Annotated in this window: 16 protein-coding genes; 14 read left to right on the forward strand and 2 right to left on the reverse strand. The window is 54.3% G+C overall.

Annotated features, from left to right (window positions below):
• Positions 1-34 precede the first annotated feature (34 nt).
• From BKD14_RS02910 to lpdA, 9 genes are all read left to right on the forward strand, one after another.
• Entirely contained in the window at positions 35-988 is a 954-nt protein-coding gene (locus tag BKD14_RS02910; protein WP_075654199.1) for an ABC transporter permease, read from the forward strand.
• On the forward strand, positions 985-1,851 hold the full coding sequence (locus BKD14_RS02915; protein ID WP_075654200.1) for an ABC transporter permease: 867 nt from the start codon (positions 985-987) through the stop codon (positions 1,849-1,851). The genes BKD14_RS02910 and BKD14_RS02915 overlap by 4 nt, the downstream gene beginning before the upstream one ends.
• Positions 1,848-2,864: an ABC transporter ATP-binding protein gene (locus tag BKD14_RS02920; protein WP_075654201.1), complete on the forward strand. Its 1,017-nt coding sequence runs from the start codon at positions 1,848-1,850 to the stop codon at positions 2,862-2,864. The genes BKD14_RS02915 and BKD14_RS02920 overlap by 4 nt, the downstream gene beginning before the upstream one ends.
• Positions 2,861-3,679: an ATP-binding cassette domain-containing protein gene (locus tag BKD14_RS02925; RefSeq protein ID WP_075654202.1), complete on the forward strand. Its 819-nt coding sequence runs from the start codon at positions 2,861-2,863 to the stop codon at positions 3,677-3,679. Before BKD14_RS02920 ends, BKD14_RS02925 begins: the two co-directional genes overlap by 4 nt.
• Before the next feature lie 96 nt (positions 3,680-3,775).
• Positions 3,776-5,161: an amidase gene (locus BKD14_RS02930; protein ID WP_075654751.1), complete on the forward strand. Its 1,386-nt coding sequence runs from the start codon at positions 3,776-3,778 to the stop codon at positions 5,159-5,161.
• 140 nt (positions 5,162-5,301) lie between these two features.
• Positions 5,302-6,492 (forward strand): thiamine pyrophosphate-dependent dehydrogenase E1 component subunit alpha, encoded by a 1,191-nt coding sequence (locus BKD14_RS02935; protein ID WP_245293578.1) that lies wholly within the window; start codon positions 5,302-5,304, stop codon positions 6,490-6,492.
• 17 nt (positions 6,493-6,509) lie between these two features.
• Positions 6,510-7,523 carry an alpha-ketoacid dehydrogenase subunit beta gene (locus BKD14_RS02940; protein WP_075654752.1) on the forward strand — a complete coding sequence of 338 codons (1,014 nt, stop codon included), beginning with the start codon at positions 6,510-6,512 and terminating at the stop codon, positions 7,521-7,523.
• A complete protein-coding gene (locus tag BKD14_RS02945) occupies positions 7,524-8,756 on the forward strand; it encodes a dihydrolipoamide acetyltransferase family protein (protein WP_075654204.1) in 1,233 nt (410 codons plus the stop codon).
• A 1-nt stretch (position 8,757) separates the two neighbouring features.
• Positions 8,758-10,155 (forward strand): dihydrolipoyl dehydrogenase, encoded by a 1,398-nt coding sequence (lpdA, locus tag BKD14_RS02950; protein WP_075654205.1) that lies wholly within the window; start codon positions 8,758-8,760, stop codon positions 10,153-10,155.
• A 46-nt stretch (positions 10,156-10,201) separates the two neighbouring features.
• On the opposite strand, the gene BKD14_RS02955 is transcribed toward lpdA, so the two are convergent.
• Together BKD14_RS02955 and BKD14_RS02960 are read right to left on the reverse strand one after the other, a co-directional pair.
• A complete protein-coding gene (locus BKD14_RS02955) occupies positions 10,202-11,854 on the reverse strand; it encodes an alpha/beta-hydrolase family protein (RefSeq protein ID WP_075654206.1) in 1,653 nt (550 codons plus the stop codon).
• A gap of 20 nt (positions 11,855-11,874) precedes the next feature.
• Complete coding sequence (locus tag BKD14_RS02960; RefSeq protein WP_075654207.1) at positions 11,875-12,660, reverse strand: hypothetical protein; 786 nt, start codon at positions 12,658-12,660, stop codon at positions 11,875-11,877.
• A gap of 281 nt (positions 12,661-12,941) precedes the next feature.
• On the opposite strand from BKD14_RS02960, the gene bioB reads away from it, so the two are divergent.
• Genes bioB through BKD14_RS02985 form a run of 5 tightly spaced genes read left to right on the forward strand, consistent with a single transcriptional unit; the run spans position 12,942 to position 17,889 of the window.
• Positions 12,942-13,934, forward strand: coding sequence for a biotin synthase BioB (bioB, locus tag BKD14_RS02965; protein WP_075654208.1), 993 nt, complete (start codon positions 12,942-12,944; stop codon positions 13,932-13,934).
• Positions 13,928-15,043 carry an 8-amino-7-oxononanoate synthase gene (locus BKD14_RS02970; protein WP_139316313.1) on the forward strand — a complete coding sequence of 372 codons (1,116 nt, stop codon included), beginning with the start codon at positions 13,928-13,930 and terminating at the stop codon, positions 15,041-15,043. Before bioB ends, BKD14_RS02970 begins: the two co-directional genes overlap by 7 nt.
• A complete protein-coding gene (gene bioD, locus BKD14_RS02975; RefSeq protein ID WP_075654209.1) occupies positions 15,036-15,671 on the forward strand; it encodes a dethiobiotin synthase in 636 nt (211 codons plus the stop codon). Before BKD14_RS02970 ends, bioD begins: the two co-directional genes overlap by 8 nt.
• Positions 15,668-16,942, forward strand: a complete 1,275-nt coding sequence (locus BKD14_RS02980) for an adenosylmethionine--8-amino-7-oxononanoate transaminase (RefSeq protein WP_075654210.1) — start codon at positions 15,668-15,670, stop codon at positions 16,940-16,942. The genes bioD and BKD14_RS02980 overlap by 4 nt, the downstream gene beginning before the upstream one ends.
• The gene (locus BKD14_RS02985; RefSeq protein ID WP_075654211.1) at positions 16,939-17,889 is read left to right on the forward strand and encodes a beta-ketoacyl-ACP synthase III; all 951 of its coding nucleotides are present in this window, start codon (positions 16,939-16,941) and stop codon (positions 17,887-17,889) included. Before BKD14_RS02980 ends, BKD14_RS02985 begins: the two co-directional genes overlap by 4 nt.
• Positions 17,890-17,971 lie beyond the last annotated feature (82 nt).

Here is a 17,971-nt window from a genome sequence, read left to right on the forward strand (position 1 = left end):
TTGATGCTGAAATGAATATTGAAGGAGGCCGCATTTGCTGCGTTATTTTACAGGGCGTCTGATCTCTCTGATCCTGACGACGCTGGCGGCCTCAGTCATTGTTTTCCTGCTGATGCAGGTGCTTCCGGGTGATCCGGCAGCGATTATGCTTGGTATTAATGCGCAGCCTGACACTTTGGCGGCTTTGCAAAAACAACTCGGTCTTGATGCCCCGCTGATTGTCCGTTACTTCAACTGGATTACCGGCTTTCCGGTTGGTGATTTCGGCACCAGCTATACTTATTCCGTGCCGATCAGTGAGCTGATCGGGCCACGTTTGCAGGTGACTTTGCCGCTGGCGGTACTGGCGATGATCCTCTCGGTGGTGATTGCTATTCCTCTTGGTGTGATTGCCGCTTCAAAGCGCGGTAGTGCGACCGATGTGGTGGGGATGGGCGTTGCACAGATCGGTGTGGCAATTCCGAATTTCTGGCTCGGTTTGCTACTGATCTTGTTTTTCGCCCTTACGCTTGGCTGGTTTCCGGCTTCCGGTTTTGCCGGTTGGGAAAATGGTCTGTGGGCAGGCACCCGCTCGCTGATCCTGCCAGCCGTGGCTCTGGCCTTGCCGCTGGCTGCAATTCTGGCGCGTGTTACCCGTTCCGCAGTGCTTGAAACTCTAAGTGAAGATTTTGTGCGTACAGCACGCGCCAAGGGTCTGAGCCGCAATGCAGCCTTGTGGAAACATGCGACACCTAATGCACTGATCCCTGTGGTGACGATCTTGGGTCTGCAATTCTCATTCCTGCTGGCGGGTACGATCATTATTGAAAACGTGTTCAATCTGCCGGGTCTTGGTCGTCTGATTTTCCAGTCGATTGCGCAGCGCGATCTGGTCACAGTGCAGTCGCTGGTGACTTTGCTGGCAGCCAGTGTGATTGCGGTGAACTTCTTGGTTGATATGGCCTATGGTTTTCTTGATCCGCGCCTGTCGACAGGAGTGCGGGCATGAGCATGGCAGAGAATTTTTCCCGTCGCAGTCGTATGATCTTGTTGTCTTTCGGACTGAGCCGCAGCCTGATGATCGGGACAATCATTACCGGCCTTCTGATCGGGCTGGCCGTGCTGTCACTGGTCTGGACGCCTTACAGCCCCACAGGCATGAATATTCTGCGCAAATTGCAAGGGCCGTCGATGCAGCATTGGCTGGGCACAGATGCGCTTGGCCGGGATGTGTTGTCGATGGTCATGGTCGGTGCGCGTAACTCTTTGTCGGTGGCTTTGATAGCCGTTGCAGTTGGTATGGGGCTTGGCGTGCCGCTCGGCGCCTATGCGGCTGCACTCGGCGGTATGATCGACGGTTTTGTCATGCGCATGACTGATCTGGCTTTTGCTTTTCCGGCATTGCTGACAGCCGTGATTATCACTGCCGTATTCGGCCCCGGTGCGGTTAATGCGATGATCGCTATTGGTATTTTCAACATTCCGGTTTTTGCCCGTATTACCCGTGGTGCATCGATGGGTTTATGGAAGCGCGATTATGTCTTGGCCGCCCGCTGTGCGGGGCGTGGTGATGTGGCGATTACGCTGGATCACATTCTGCCGAATATCGGCCATGTGCTGATCGTGCAGGCGACCATTCAGTTTGCCTTGGCTATCGTGGCGGAAGCCGGTTTGTCTTATGTCGGTCTTGGTACGCAGCCGCCTATGCCAAGTTGGGGCAAGATGCTCAATGATGCGCAGACCTATATTTATGATGCGCCGCATCTGGCGATTTTTCCGGGGCTGGCCATTACCTTTGCCGTGTTGGGGCTGAATATGCTGGGTGATGGTTTGCGTGATATACTCGACCCTCGTGTCAGGAGAGAGAGATGACCACACCGCTTCTCGAAATCCGTGATCTGGGCGTGCATTTGCAAGCCGGAGGCAGGCAAGCCGAAATCCTGTCCGGCATCACGCTGACACTGAACCGTGGCGAACGTCTGGGCATTGTCGGGGAATCCGGCTCCGGCAAATCCATCACCGCATTGGCTGTCATGGGGCTGTTGCCGCATCGTATGGCTTTGAGCGGAACCCTGCGCTTTGACGGACAGGATCTGACAACAATCTCAGAGGCTGCCCATTGCACGATGCGCGGGCGGCAGATGGCGATGATTTTTCAGGAGCCGATGACGGCGCTGAACCCGATCAAAACCATTGGCGCACAGATCAGTGAAGGTCGTCGTCTGCATCTGAGAGAAAACCGTGCCGATGCTGACAAGGTCGCGCGTCGTTTGTTGGACCGTGTTGGCCTTGCTGCCCCGCGCTTTGATCTGGAACTTTATCCGCATCAATTATCCGGCGGTCAGCGCCAGCGTGTGATGATTGCGATGGCACTGGCCTGCGAGCCGGAATTGCTGATTGCGGATGAGCCGACCACGGCACTGGACGTTACCGTGCAGGCGCAAATTCTTGATCTGCTGGATGAGCTGATTGACGAGAGCGGCACAGCACTGCTGCTGATTACCCATGATCTCGGCGTAGTCTCGGAAATGACGAATCGCATTGCAGTGATGTATGCAGGACGCGTGGTTGAAACCGGCGATACGCAGGACGTATTCCGCCATATGGCGCATCCTTATGCACGTGGGCTGTTCGCTGCCTCGCCCCATAGTCTGACAATGCGGCCAAAACCGGAAAATTCGGATAAACGCCAGCGCCTGACCACGATTGCCGGTGTGGTGCCCGATCCGTTCAGTCGCTTGCCGCAATGCGGTTTTGCTGATCGATGCCGTTTTGTGCAGGCGGATTGCCGTGCAACAGTGCCACCGTTAGGCAATACTGATTTTCTGGATGTGACGCATCGGGTCGCCTGTTTTCATCCGCTGACAGATGAGGTGATGGCATGACCACTCTTCTGGAAGTGCGCGATCTGGTGCGTGATTATACGTTGCCAAAACAGTCCTTGCTTTCCAAGCCGCAAAATTTGCGGGTGCTGCATGGTGTCAGCCTCAGCCTGAAGCAGGGGGAAAGCCTCGGCATTGTCGGCGAATCCGGTTCCGGTAAGTCCACATTGGCACGGTCGGTAATGGGGCTGGAAAAGCCGCAATCCGGCAGTGTGACCATCAATGGCAAGGATATTTACAGTCTGGGGCGGGCGGAGCTGAAAGCCGCGCGCAAGGAGTTTCAGGCGATTTTTCAGGATCCTTATGGCTCGCTCGATCCGCGCCACTCTGTGCGCCGCATTCTGGCGGAGCCGGTTGTGTCACTGGAAAGTGCCACAACGGCGGAAAACCGTGAAGAGCGTATCTGTCAGGTACTGGAGGCGGTTGGCCTGCCCGCATCTGCAGCGGATAAATATCCGCATGAATTTTCCGGCGGTCAGCGCCAGCGTATTGCGATTGCCCGCGCATTGATTACGCGCCCGAAACTGATTGTTGCTGATGAGCCGGTTTCGGCGCTGGATGTTTCCATTCAGGCGCAGGTGCTCAATCTGATGATGGATTTGCAGGAGCAATTCGGCCTGTCCTATCTGTTTATCAGTCACGACCTTGGTGTGATGCGGGTGATTACAGACCGTGTGGCGGTGATCCATCTGGGCAGAATTGTTGAGGAAGGGCCGACCAATGAGGTCTTTGACAATCCGCAGCATCCATACACACAAGCACTGGTTAATGCCGTGCCAAAACCGTTTTCCGGCCGACGTAAAAAAATACGGGCGTAAAATGCGGGTGAAAACTTTGTAATGAAAAACTGAATGTCTGTCTGACGATCAAAATCCGCCAAGAGGTTCGCGTCAGACAGGGAAATGGGAGCAGATATGTCTGAGCTTGCTGATTTAAGCGCTGTGGAAATGGTTGCCGGTTATAAGGCGGGTACGCTGTCGCCGGTGGAAGTGGCAGAATCCGTGATTGACCGGATTGAGCGCTGCGAGCCGCAACTTCATGCGATGTGGGCTTTTGAGCCGGAGGCAGCACTGGCTGCGGCAACCTTGTCGGAAGGTCGCTGGAGGCGGAAAGAAGAACGCGGGCCGATTGACGGCGTGCCGCTGACGATCAAAGAAAATATTGCCACCAAAGGTTTGCCGGTACCGCTCGGCTGCGCGGCAATAGCATTGAATCCGGCGGCAAAAGATGCGCCGCCAGCTGCCCGTTCCCGTGAGAGCGGCGGTATTATTTTGGGTAAAACGACGATGCCTGATCTCGGTATGTTGTCGTCCGGCCTGTCGAGTTTCCATGAGCTGGCACGCAATCCGTGGGATCTGACCACCAATCCCGGTGGCTCAAGTGCAGGGGCGGGAACGGCTGCCGCTGCCGGTTACGGCCCTTTGCATATTGGTACGGATATTGGCGGCTCCATCCGCCTGCCTGCCGGTTGGTGCGGTGTGGTCGGGCTCAAACCGTCTTTCGGACGTATCCCGATTGATCCGCCTTTTATCGGTCGTGTTGCGGGGCCGATGACGCGTACGGTTGCTGATGCAGCACTTTATATGTCGGTTCTGTCCAAGCCGGATCGCCGCGATCCGATGAGCCTGCCTTACAACCGTATCGACTGGATGAATCTCGACCGCGATGTCAAAGATCTGCGTATCGGCCTGTGGCTGGATGCCGGTTTTGGCTCCGCTGTGGAGCCTGAGGTCAAAGCGGCGGTAGAAGCTGCAGCACAAGCCTTTGCCAATGCCGGTGCGATTGTTGAGGAAGTGCCTAGCTATCTCACCCGTGAGATGATTGACGGGCTGGATCATTTCTGGCGCGTGCGCTCATGGGGCGACATCTCTAAAATGACGCCGGATAATCAGGCAAAAATCCTGCCTTATATTTATCAGTGGGCAGAAGGCGGCAAGGATTTGAACGGTGCGCAGGTCTATCAGGGCTTTGCGCAGATCGAGGCCATGCGCAATGCGGCGCTGGCGGCAATTAGTTCTTATGATTTTATCATTTCGCCGACAGCGCCGATGCCGACTTATCCGGCAGAATGGGCATCACCGCTGAATGATCCGCAGCGCCCGTTCGAGCATATTGCTTTCACCGTTGCCATGAATATGTCGGAACAACCTGCTGTGTCTGTCAACTGTGGTTACACGGAAAAAGGGTTGCCGATCGGTTTGCAGATTATTGGTCAGCGTTTTGATGATCTGGGCGTGTTGCAACTTGCTCATGCCTATGAACAACTTCGCCCACAGCAAAGGCCGTGGCCGAAAATATAGACAGCAGAGGTTAAGGGGACAAACGGAATACATTCTGCCATTCGGGGGAAACGGCAGAAACAGCATGCAGTATCAGTTCCAGCCAATGGAGAAGTGCAGTCATGTCATATCCGCCACTCTCATTACATATGCCCCGCACGATGCGGGGAGAAAGTGTCCCGCCGCCTAATCCGCATTTACGTTTTGCCGGAGCAGGCGAAATGCGCCGCCCGCCGGTTGATTCCGATCCTTATGCTATGCATGATCTGGCCTATAATCTGGTGCGGGTGCTGGATGATGACGGCGAGGCTAAAGGCGAGTGGGTGCCGGATCTGACGGCAGAGCAATTGCGCCACGGTCTGCGCTCCATGCTCAAAACCCGTGCCTATGACCGGCGCATGATGCGTATGCAGCGTCAGGGACAAACCTCTTTCTATATGCAATGTACCGGCGAAGAGGCAATTGCCTGCGCTTTTCAGATGGTGATGCAAAAAGGGGATATGAATTTCCCCACCTATCGCCAGCAGGGACTGCTGATAGCACAAGGTTTCCCGCTGACAGATATGATTTGTCAGGTGCTTTCCAATGAGAAAGACCATCTTAAAGGACGGCAATTACCGGTTATGTATTCGGCACCGGAGGCCGGTTTTTTCTCGATTTCCGGTAATCTCGGCACGCAATTTGTGCAGGCCGTTGGCTGGGCCATGGCCTCTGCTATGCGGGGCGATACAAAAATTGCAGCCGGATGGATTGGTGACGGTTCCACTGCCGAAAGCGATTTTCACGCGGCGCTGGTTTTTGCCTCGGTCTATCGTCCGCCGGTGGTCCTCAACATCGTCAATAATCAATGGGCGATTTCATCACCGCAATCTGTCGCTGGTGGCGAAAATATCAGTTTTGCCTCCCGCGCTCATGGTTTTGCTATTCCGTCTTTGCGGGTGGATGGCAATGATTATCTGGCGGTCTATGCGGCAGCAAGCTGGGCAGCGGAACGGGCTCGGCGCAATCTGGGGCCGACACTGATTGAATGGGTGACCTATCGCGTGGCGCCGCATTCCACCTCCGATGATCCGAGCAAATACCGGCCGAAAGAGGAGGAGCTGAACTGGCCGCTGGGCGATCCGGTAGAGCGGCTCAAACAACATCTGATCCGCAAAGGCGAATGGAGCGAGGAGCGTAATGTGCAGCTGCTGGCCGGTATTGATGCGGAGATTAATGATGCCGCCCGCGAGGCTTTGAAATACGGCACTTTGCATGAAGGGCCGAAAGCCAGTCCCGCAACCATGTTCGAGGATGTCTATAAGGACATGCCGCAGCATTTGCGCGAGCAGCGCCAGCAGATGGGGTATTGATAATGTCAAAACCTGTATTGCCAAGACGCACAATGATTGAAGCCATCCGCGAAGCGATGGATGTGATGATGGAGCGCGATGACAAGGTTGTCGTGTTCGGTCAGGATGTTGGGTTCTTCGGCGGCGTATTTCGCTGCACAGAAGGGCTGCAACGCAAATATGGTGAGGCGCGCTGCTTCGATACACCGATTTCCGAAACCGGTATTGTCGGTGTGGCAGTCGGTATGGGCGCCTATGGCCTGCGCCCTGTAGCGGAAATCCAGTTCGCCGATTATGTTTATCCGGCCTATGACCAGATCGTCTCGGAGGCCGCACGCCTGCGGTTCCGTTCTGCCGGTGATTATACCGCGCCGATGGTGATCCGTATGCCGTGCGGCGGCGGTATTTTTGGTGCGCAGACCCATAGCCAGAGCCCTGAGGCACTGTTTACCCATGTGGCGGGGTTGCAGACCATTATTCCGTCCAATCCTTATGACGCCAAAGGCCTGCTGATCTCGGCCATCGAGAATGATGATCCGGTGATCTTTCTGGAACCGAAACGGCTTTATAACGGGCCATTCAACGGTCATTACGATCAGCCGGTCGTACCGTGGTCAAAACATGTTTTGAGTGAAACACCGGAAGGCTATTACTCGGTGCCGATCGGCAAGGCAGCCATCCGGCGTAAAGGTTCCGCAGTCACAGTGCTGGCCTATGGCACTATGGTGCATGTGGCGGAAGCGGCTGTTACCGAGACAGGCATTGATGCCGAGGTGATTGATCTGCGATCGCTGGTGCCGCTGGATATTGAGACGATTACGGCTTCTGTCGCCAAAACCGGACGCTGTGTGATCGTCCATGAAGCGACGCGGCTGTCCGGTTTCGGTACCCAACTGGCGGCGGAAGTACAGGAGCGTTGTTTCTATCAGTTGGAAGCGCCGATCCTGCGTGTGACCGGCTGGGACACGCCTTATCCTCATGCCCATGAATGGGATTATTTTCCGGGGCCGGAACGGGTCGGTCGGGCACTCATGCAAGTGATGGAGGCATAAATGGTGAAAAAGATCATTAAAATGCCGGATATCGGCGAAGGTGTTGCCGAGGCTGAAATTGTCGAATGGCATGTCAAAGCCGGTGATGTCATTGCAGAGGATCAGTTGCTGGCTGCTGTCATGACCGATAAGGCAACGGTTGAGGTGCCGTCACCTGTGGCAGGAACAGTCCTGCAGATCGGTGCGGAAGCCGGAACGGTGATGGCTGTTGGTGCGATGCTGGTAGAAATTGAAGTGGAAGGGACTGGGGCGGATGATGCCCCGCCACCTCCGCCCGTTCAGGCTGCGCCGCCAGCTCTTGTAAAACCAACAATGCCCGAAAAACCTGTTTTTTCGGCTGTGCAACCATCAAGCACGATAGCGCATGACAAGCCGCTTGCATCACCTGCCGTTCGGGCGCTGGCGCGGGAGCTGGGCGTTGATCTTACGCAGGTGCAGGGCAGCGGGCCGGCAGGGCGCATAACCCGTGATGATCTCGATCATTTCACAGCCAGCGGCGGCAGTGCGCACAATTCGGCCTATCAACGCCGCGACGGTACAGAGCAGATTAAAATCACCGGTCTGCGCCGCAAGATTGCGGAGCGTATGGCGAAATCCTCCCGCGAGGTGGCACATTTTTCCTATGTGGAAGAGGTGGATGTGACCGATCTGGAAATTCTGCGCAGTACGCTCAATGCAAGTCATGCGGAACGGCGTGGTAAACTGACGGTATTGCCGTTTATTCTCCGTGCGCTGGTTGTGGCGCTACGCGATTTTCCGCAGATGAATGCGCTTTATGATGAGGAAGCGCAGGTGCTGACCCGCCATCAGGCAGCGCATATCGGTATGGCAACACAAACGCCATCCGGTTTGATGGTGCCGGTGCTGCATCATGCGGAAGCGATGGATCTCTGGGCAATGGCCGCAGAAATCACACGGCTTGCCGGTGCTGCACGGGAAGGCGTGGCGAAACGCGAAGAACTCTCCGGTTCCACCATTACCGTCACCAGCCTTGGTGACCTCGGCGGGCTGGTGACAACGCCGGTCATCAATCAGCCGGAGGTGGCGATTATCGGCATCAACCGCATCGCGATACGCCCGCAATGGCAGGAGAACCAGTTTGTGCCGCGCAAGATGATGAACCTGTCGTCCTCCTTCGATCACCGGATGGTCGATGGTTATGAGGCTGCCGCTTTTATCCGCCGCATCAGGCAATTGCTTGAAGTTCCCGCAACACTTTTCATTGAGGTGTGAGATGGAAGATATTGCAACACATGTGCTGATTATCGGTGGTGGACCTGCCGGTTATGTCGCTGCCATCCGTGCCGGACAATTAGGACTGCCGGTGATATTGGTTGAGAAGGAACAACTGGGCGGCACCTGCCTGAATATCGGCTGTATTCCTTCCAAGGCACTGATCCATGCGGCTGATGCCTATCATCATGCACTTGCTCAGCAATCCGGTTCTGCGCTGGGCTTGCGTGTGGGAGACGTGTCGCTGGATTGGGGCAAAACGCTCAGCTGGAAAGGTGCCATTGTGCGGCGGTTGACCGGTGGTGTTGAAGGTCTGCTGAAAAAGCACAAGGTGACTGTGCTAAAGGGCAATGCAGAGATCATTGACGGTAAAACTGTCGTGGTTCATGGCAAGGCCGGTACAACCCGTATCCGTACCAAACATCTTGTTCTGGCAACCGGCTCATTGCCGATGCAGATCGGCGCTTTGCCCTTTGGTGGCAATGTTATTTCCTCAACAGATGCTCTGGCGCTGGAGCAGGTGCCGAAGCGCTTAGCAGTGATCGGCGCCGGTTATATCGGCATGGAACTGAGTACGGCTTTTGCCAAACTCGGCTCGCAGGTGACAATTATTGAAGCGGCTGACCGCATTTTGCCGCTTTGGGATGCAGAACTGACCACGCCGGTGCGCAAGCGGCTGACAACTCTGGGCGTTACCGTGATGACGCGCAGCGAAGCACGGGGATTAAGCGCAGATGGCGGTTCTTTGCTGGTGCACCAGCATGGCAACAGTGCGCCGGTGGTGGTGGAAGCGGATAAGTTTCTGGTGGCCGTCGGTCGGCGACCAAATATCAGCGGGTTCGGATTGGAAAGTCTTGATCTGGCGATGAATGGCGCTTTCATTCGCATCGATAAATATTGTGCGACCTCGATGCTCAATGTCTGGGCAATCGGTGATGTGACCGGTGAGCCGATGCTGGCACATCGGGCAATGGCGCAGGGCGCAATGCTGGCGGAACATCTGGCCGGACATAAAGCGGCATTGGATGAGCCTGTGATACCGTCCGTCTGTTTCACTGACCCTGAAGTGGTGAGCGTCGGCCTGTTACCGGATCAGGCGAAATTGCAAGGCTATGAAATTGTCACCGGCAGTTTTCCGTTTATGGCCAATGGCCGTGCCATGACCCAGCAGGATGAAACGGGTTTTGTCCGTGTTGTCGCACGGGCGGATAATCATCTGGTACTGGGCATACAGGGTGTCGGCCATGATGTATCCGAGCTGGTCAATGGTTTCGCGCTCGCTTTGGAAATGGGCACTGTGCTGGAAGATGTGGCGCAGACCATTCATGCGCATCCGACACGCGGAGAGGCTTTTCAGGAGGCTGCTTTTACGGCGCTTGGCCGTAATTTGCATAGTTAAAACTATGGCGGGCTCTGCTGTGGCAGAGCCCGCCATATCATGATTATTATTTGGGCAGCTTGGCGATGAAATGTTCTTTCAACCGGTCAATATCTGCCTGTGACCAGCTGACATCAGTCACCTCTACCCATGCGTCAATATAATGCTGCGGTGCATAGACATGGCCGTGACCGATCGGCGTGGTAGTGGCCAGCATCAGATCAATGGCCAGCTGCAACATGCTGACAACCGGATACCATTTCAGCTGCGGAGACACATCAGGGCCGCGTGGTGCCTTCATCCAGTCCGGTTCGCGGTAGAAGTCTTTCGGATCAAAAAACACAATCGGGTCACTGGCATATTGCAGATAGACAATACGCATCGGTCCCCAATGGCTGTTTGGCAGTTTCAGAGCATTATTCTGATTGGTGAAGCGTGCATAGGAACCATCACGGAATTCCGGCAGCCATTCCGGTGTGCCTTCATTTCGGTTATTGGTGATGGAGCGCCACAAACGGCTGGTGAACGGCGGGCCGCTCCACAAAGCGCCCTGATAAGGATCGCCCAGCACCTGAAACAGTTCCGAGGATAGCTGCGAATTCATCGCACCGAGGCTCAGGCCATAGAGATAGAGTTTCGGACGCGTTTCCTTTGGCAGCTTGGTCCAGTGATCGTAAACCTCGTCAAACAGAGCCGTCGCGGTTTCACTGCCATAGCCCGGCTCAACGAGCAGCGAAAGCCAGCTGGCGAGGTAGGAATATTGCACCGCAACGCTGGCAATATCACCGTCATGGAGATATTCCACCGGATCAATACCCATTTCATCGACCCAGCCGGTGCCGGTCGGAATGGTCACCAGCAGCAGAGAGCGGTCAAATGCACCGACACGGATCATCTCCTGAAGCGCAAGTTTGGCGCGTTCCTTCGCAGTTTCAGCGGAACGCAAACCCACATATACGCGCAGCGGATTTTGTGCCGGACGGCCGGTGAAATTGCTGATCTGCTGCGCATCAGGGCCGGAGCTGACATAGCTGCGCCCCATACGCCCCAACTCATCCCATTTGACCAGCGAGGCGGCGCTGCCGCTTTTCAGCGGGTCTTGCGGTTGCGGGACTTCCGCTTCCATCAGCGCATCAAATTGACGGTAGGAAGAATCCATCACATGCAGGCCAAAGCGGAATAGCACGCCATTGATTGCCATGCTGAAAATCACGGCGGCAATCAGAAAACCGGTAAAACGTGACAGGCGTGGCGGGATATAGCGATCGAGCCAGCGGCTGGAACTGCGATAAATCAGCTGAAATAAACGGGCGAGCGCGATCAGAATAACAAAAGTAATCAGCGCAATCAGGCCGGTTTTCAGCGGGTGTGCGCTTTCAACTTTTTCCAATCCCATCAGATTGCGGATGGAATTTTGTCCGTCTGCCGCATGCCACAGAAACACCATAGCTGTGATGATGGTCACGGCCATGGCCGTAATTTTGATGATCGTGGAAATCCGGCCTTTAGGCTTCGGCAATTGCAGATAGTTCCACAGCCAGAACAGAAAAACACCGATCCCGTAACCAATGGCGAAACAGGCTCCCGACAGCACGCCCTGTATCAAAAAGGGGCGCGGCACCAGCGATGGCGTAAGCGAGGCTGCGAAGAAAAGCGTGCCGAGCAACATCCCGATCAGCGACAGGGAACTCCAGAATTTTTCCAGCCAGACTGGTTTCATCAGTTATTTTCCCTTTAGTTTCAATGTAATGCGCAAAGAACGGTGCAGTCTTTATTTGCCATAGCCGTAATAAACCGGTCGGCGGATTGACGTGCAGTATCGCGCAAGACCGGTTTGGCGCGCTCGATAATATTGCTCAGCATTTTACGATCTTGCAAGGAGATAGCTTTGGCAATTGCGGGGGCGTTATCTGCCAGTGCTTGCGCCAGTCTTTCCTGATTATGGGCATTGAGTTCAGGATTGCTTAACATCAGCGCAGAACCATTAATGACCTGCTGCAAGCCGAGCCGCAATTTAAGAATTGTATCCGTTTGTGCTTTGCCGTTGCTTGTCGTTTTCAGTGCTCCAGCATAGTCGCCTGCGGCTTCGAGGGCGGCAGCAATGAAACTGACCATAGCGGCAGAAGAGCGGGTGATTTCATCCTGAAAAGCGATGCTGTTTTTCTCGGTATCTGCCGGTTTTTGCGGATCAGTCGAGAAGGACACATAGGCCTTGGTCACCTGTGCCTGCTGCTGAATAATATCCATCAATATTGGCAAATCGCTCGCCTGATAGGGTGCCTGGCCGATAATCGCCGGTACATTCCACAAATCCTCAAGCACAGGTGCATCCTGACTGTTGGACAGGCGCGGCGGGAGTTTGGTTCGCTTGGTTTCTTCCAGCCGCACAATAAATTCCTGCAAGGCTTTATTCAGATGATCGGTGCCGGTGGCGGGTACTGTTGCCTGTAGCGGGCTGCTGAAAGCAACAGATATGCCCAGTGCCAAAATGGCGAGTGAAAGGTGTTTGAAATGTACCGGCACCATGAAATCTCTCTTGCGGTTCTGATCTGAACTGTCTGCATAATACAAAAATTGCAGCAAAAGACACTGAATTCATGAGGCTGACGAAGTTTTGATAGGAGGAGCATCAGAGGAGGTTTTCGTTAAATTATAGATAAAAACTCAGCGTTGAATTTATTATGGTATAAATTTATAGATTTTTTTGTATGGACATATCGATTTTGACGTTTTAACTGAAATGAAAATTCCGAATCTCGTAAAATTATCTATAATTTGTAGCGGGTATCATTTTATAAGGATATTTCATGTCTCAGCCTGTTTCTCATCAGAATGCACCTCAAGCACGCTGGACGGCAGAGGAAGCACGCCGCATCTATAATCTGCCGTTTAATGATCTGATGTTTCAGGCACATGTCATCCACCGGCAGAACTTTGACCCGAACCGCTTACAGATGAGCAAATTGCTGAGTATCAAAACCGGAGGCTGCCCTGAGGATTGCTTCTATTGCAATCAGTCTGCGCATAATCCGACCGGCCTGAAGGCGTCCAAATTGATGGAAGTGGAGCGTGTGCTGGCTGAAGCGCAGCAGGCAAAAGCTGCCGGTGCCACCCGTTATTGCATGGGGGCGGCATGGCGCAGCCCGAAAGAGCGCGACATGGATATGGTCGTTGCCATGGTTCAGGGCGTCAAGGCCATGGGCATGGAAACCTGTATGACGCTCGGCATGTTGTCATTACCGCAGGCGCAGCGTCTTGGTGCCGCGGGGCTCGATTATTACAATCATAATATTGATACGTCTGAGGAATTTTACCCGCAGATTATCACCACCCGTACTTTCGCAGACCGGCTGGATACGCTGGATAATGTGCGTATGGCCGGTATCAATGTCTGCTCCGGTGGCATTCTCGGCATGGGGGAGAGTGAGCAGGATCGCGTCAATATGCTGGTGACGCTGGCCAATCTTGAGGAAGTGCCGCAAAGCGTGCCGATCAATATGCTGATCCCGATTGAAGGCTCCAAACTTGCCAATGCTAAGCCAGTGGATTCCATCGCTTTCATCCGAATTATCGCCTTAGCGCGAATTATGATGCCGACATCTCATGTGCGTCTCACCGCAGGGCGCAGTAATATGAGCGATGAAATGCAGGCGATGTGTTTCTTCGCCGGTGCCAATTCGATTTTCATCGGAGATGTTCTGCTCACTGCCGCCAATGCCGGTGATGACCGTGATGCGGATTTGCTGAAGCGTTTGGGCATACAGGCTGAGACTGTGGCTGAGGAAAGCTGCACATGCTGATGCAGCCCTATCATGCAATGCTGCAGCGGCTTGAAAGCAAAGGACGGCTGCGTGGTCTCAACGTGGCGCAAGGTGCAGATTTCTCATCCAATGACTATCTGGCATTGGCCGGCTCGGACTATTTGCGCAATATTGCCTGTGAGGCACTGGAGCGTGGTGTGACGGTTGGTTCCGGTGGCTCGCGTCTGTTACGTGGCAATCATCCGGAGCATGAAGCGCTGGAGGCAGAAGCCGCGGCTTTTTTCAAAGCGCCTCAGGTTCTGTATTTTGCCAGTGGTTTTGATGCCAATCAGGCGGTATTTGCAACGCTCCCCCAAGCTGGCGATCTGGTGCTTTATGATGCGTTGATCCATGCCAGTATTCATACAGGGTTACAGGCAGGCAAAGCGAAGACCAAAAACGTGCCGCACAATGATATTGCGGCTTTTGAAACGGCGATCCGCAATTTTCGTGCGACAGAGAAAAGCGGCAATATCTGGCTGGCAGTGGAAAGCCTCTATTCTATGGATGGTGATTTTACTCCGCTTGCAGAGCTGAGTGCTTTGGCAGATCGTTACGGGTGTTTTCTTTATATTGATGAAGCGCATGCGACCGGCGTGTTTGGCGCAGACGGGCGGGGCTTGGCGGCGGATTTGGCAGGACGGGACAATGTTCTGATCCTGCATACCTGCGGCAAGGCACTTGGTGCTTCCGGTGCGCTGCTCTGCGCGGAAAAGCCTTTGATTGATGTGCTGATCAATCGGGCGAGGGGCGTTATTTTCTCAACTGCGCCATCGCCTTTGCAGGCATCCATTGTGCGTGGCAGCCTGAAGGCGTTGGCGGCAGAACCGCAGCGGCGTGAGAAGTTACACGCACTTATTCGCCATGCAGAACGATATTTGCAGCCAAGTGGCTCGCAGATTATTCCCTATCTGATCGGAGATAATCAACGCGCCGTTGCAATGGCTGAGGCTATGCAAAATCATGGCTTTGATATTCGCGCCATTCGCCCGCCGACTGTGCCGCTTGGCACTGCGCGCCTGCGTATTTCCATCACGCTAAATGTTGATGAAGCACAGATCAGCCGTATGGCTGAACTGCTGAAACAGATTGTACATTCCTATGAATAATCCTGTATTTATTGTCAGTGGTACTGATACTGGTATCGGCAAAACCATCTTCAGCGCAGCCCTGACCCAAGCCCTGCAAGGCAGTTATTGGAAGCCGGTGCAATCCGGCCTTGAGGAAGAGACCGACAGCGAAACTGTGCGTCGTCTGGCACCGGATTGTCCTGTCCTGCCGGAGCAATGGCGCTTGCAACTGCCTGCCTCACCACATCTCTCAGCCCAGGCCGAAGGGGTGAAAATCGATCCCGCTGATCTGACCATTCCGCACTGCGACCGGCCTCTGGTGGTGGAAGGTGCAGGTGGTTTGATGGTGCCGCTGACACGATCCCAGACTTATCTTGATCTTTTCGCCCGCTGGCAGCAGCCAATCATTCTCTGCGCCCGTACGCAGCTTGGCACAATCAATCATAGTCTGCTGTCATTGGAAGCACTGCGCAGTCGTAATATTCCGGTGCTCGGCGTGGCCTTTATCGGTCATGCGCATGAGGACAGTGAAGGGATCATTTGTGAACTGGGCAATGTACGTCGCCTTGGTCGCCTGCCGGTCTTGGATGATCTAAACCCGCAGACATTGGCGCAAGCATTTGCAGAGAACTTTAATCTGCATGATTTTACCGGAGGTGCCCGATGAACCAGCATTCATCGCCGGTCTGGCATCCGTTTACCCAGCATCTGCTGGAACCGGTTACGAAAAAGATTACCCGTACCGAAGGTGCCTATCTGATTGATGAAGACGGGCGCAAAATTCTGGATCTGATCTCGTCCTGGTGGGTGATTACGCATGGTCACCGTACGCCACCGATTATGCAGGCAATTCGTGAAGCAACAGAACAATATGACCAGATCATTTTTGCGGAATACAGTCATGAACCGGCGAAGCAACTGGCACGGGAACTGATCCGTATTGTGCCGCATGGTTTGTCACATGTGTTCTATTCCGACAGTGGTTCGACTTGTGTGGAAGTGGCGCTGAAAATGGCGCTGGGCTATTTCCATAATCGCGGTGAACCACGCTCCAAAATTGCGGTGATGGCCGGTAGTTATCACGGTGACACAATCGGCACCATGTCTGCCGGTGAGCGCGGCGTGTTCAATGCGGCCTATGGTGCACTGCTTTATGATGTGGCCACAATTCCGTTTCCCGCTGAGGGGCGCGAACAGCAAACGCTGGATGCGTTTGAACAGCTCTGCCGTGGCGGACAACTGGCAGCATTAATTGTCGAGCCGCTGGTGCTTGGCGCAGGCGGCATGAAAATCTATCCGGCTTTTGTGTTGCGGCAGTTGAAGGCGATTGCCGAGGCGCATGGTGTCTTATTGATCTGCGATGAGGTCATGACCGGCTGGGGACGTACCGGCACTCTATTTGCAAGTGAACAGGCCGGTATCGCACCGGATATTCTCTGCCTCTCTAAGGGTATTACCGGCGGGGCATTGCCTTTGGCAGTAACACTTTGTGTGCCGGAAATATTTGAAGCACATCTCTCAACCGATCGCAGTCGCACTTTCTATCATTCGAGCTCCTATACGGCGAACCCGATTGCCTGTGCGGCAGGGCTTGCTAATTTGCAAATCTGGCGTGATGAGCCGGTTTCGCAACGCGTGCAGAATTTGCAGGCGATGCAGAGCTGTGAGCTGGCGCGTTTCAAACATGACCCGCGTTTTGAGAATGTCCGGCAATGTGGAACCATCACAGCACTGGATGTTAAAGCGCAAAGCAGCGGTTATCTCTCGGATATCGCTTTACGGCTGAAAGCGTTTTTCCGCTCTCATGATGTGCTGCTGCGGCCGCTTGGCAATGTGCTGTATCTGATGCCGCCTTATTGTGTCACCGAGCAGGAATTGCAGCGTTCTTATCAGCTGATTGATCAGGCGGCAGACCTGTTGCAAAGCGGTAAATTATGAGTGGCTCTTATCCGTCATCCATTATCGGCTTCGGTCATGCCGTGCCCAAGCTTCAGGTGTTCAACCCAGAGATCGAAACCGAACTCGGGCTTGAGGCAGGCTGGATTGAATGCCGCACCGGCATCCGCAGTCGCTATTGGGTTGAGGATGGTGAGACACTGACGGATCTGGCGGCAGCAGCCGGACGCATGGCGCTGGCAAATGCTGGTATAGCTCAATCTGAGATCGGTATGGTGCTGCTGGCAACATCTACGCCCGATCATCTTTTGCCGCCTTCCGCCCCGTTGCTGGCACATAAATTAGGGCTGTCAGGTGCCGGTGCGGTAGATCTTGCCGGTGCCTGTTCCGGTTTTCTCTATGCGCTGGTGATGGGGGATGCATTGGTGCGAACACAGGGGCGGGCAGTGTTGATTGTTGCGGCGAATATTCTCTCACGCCGTATCAACCGGCAAGAACGGGCGTCTGCCGTGATGTTTGGCGATGCGGCCGGAGCCGTTGTGCTGGCACCATCCCGAGACGGGTTGTGCAATCTGGTCAGTTCCACACTTACCAGTGATGGCAGTCATTATGATCTGATCGGCATTCCGGCAGGTGAAACATTGATGACCATGCGCGATGGCCGTACCATGTTTGCACAGGCGGTGAAGACTATGACGGAATGCGGCAAAATAATTTTACAACAGGCAGATGTTGAATCCACGACTATCAATCATTTTGTGCCGCATCAGGCCAATGCACGAATTTTCGATGCGGTGGCAGAGCAGTTGCAACTGAGCAATGCGGTGACTACCCGCACGATCAGTGACTATGGCAACTCATCAGCGGCGACCATTCCGCTCAGTCTGTCTTTGGGGCAGGGTGTTTATCGTAAAGGCGATTTGATCCTGCTGACAGCCGCGGGCGCGGGATTGACAGGCGGAGCGGCACTGCTCAATTACACGGGATAATTCGGTAAATTTTATAGCCTGATTGCCGTATCACTATTTCACAAGGCATGGCGCGGTTTCTTATTCTTGTCTCCGGTATGGA

Source organism: Pseudochrobactrum sp. B5 (assembly GCF_001939785.1).
GTDB classification, from domain to species: Bacteria; Pseudomonadota; Alphaproteobacteria; order Rhizobiales; family Rhizobiaceae; genus Pseudochrobactrum; species Pseudochrobactrum saccharolyticum.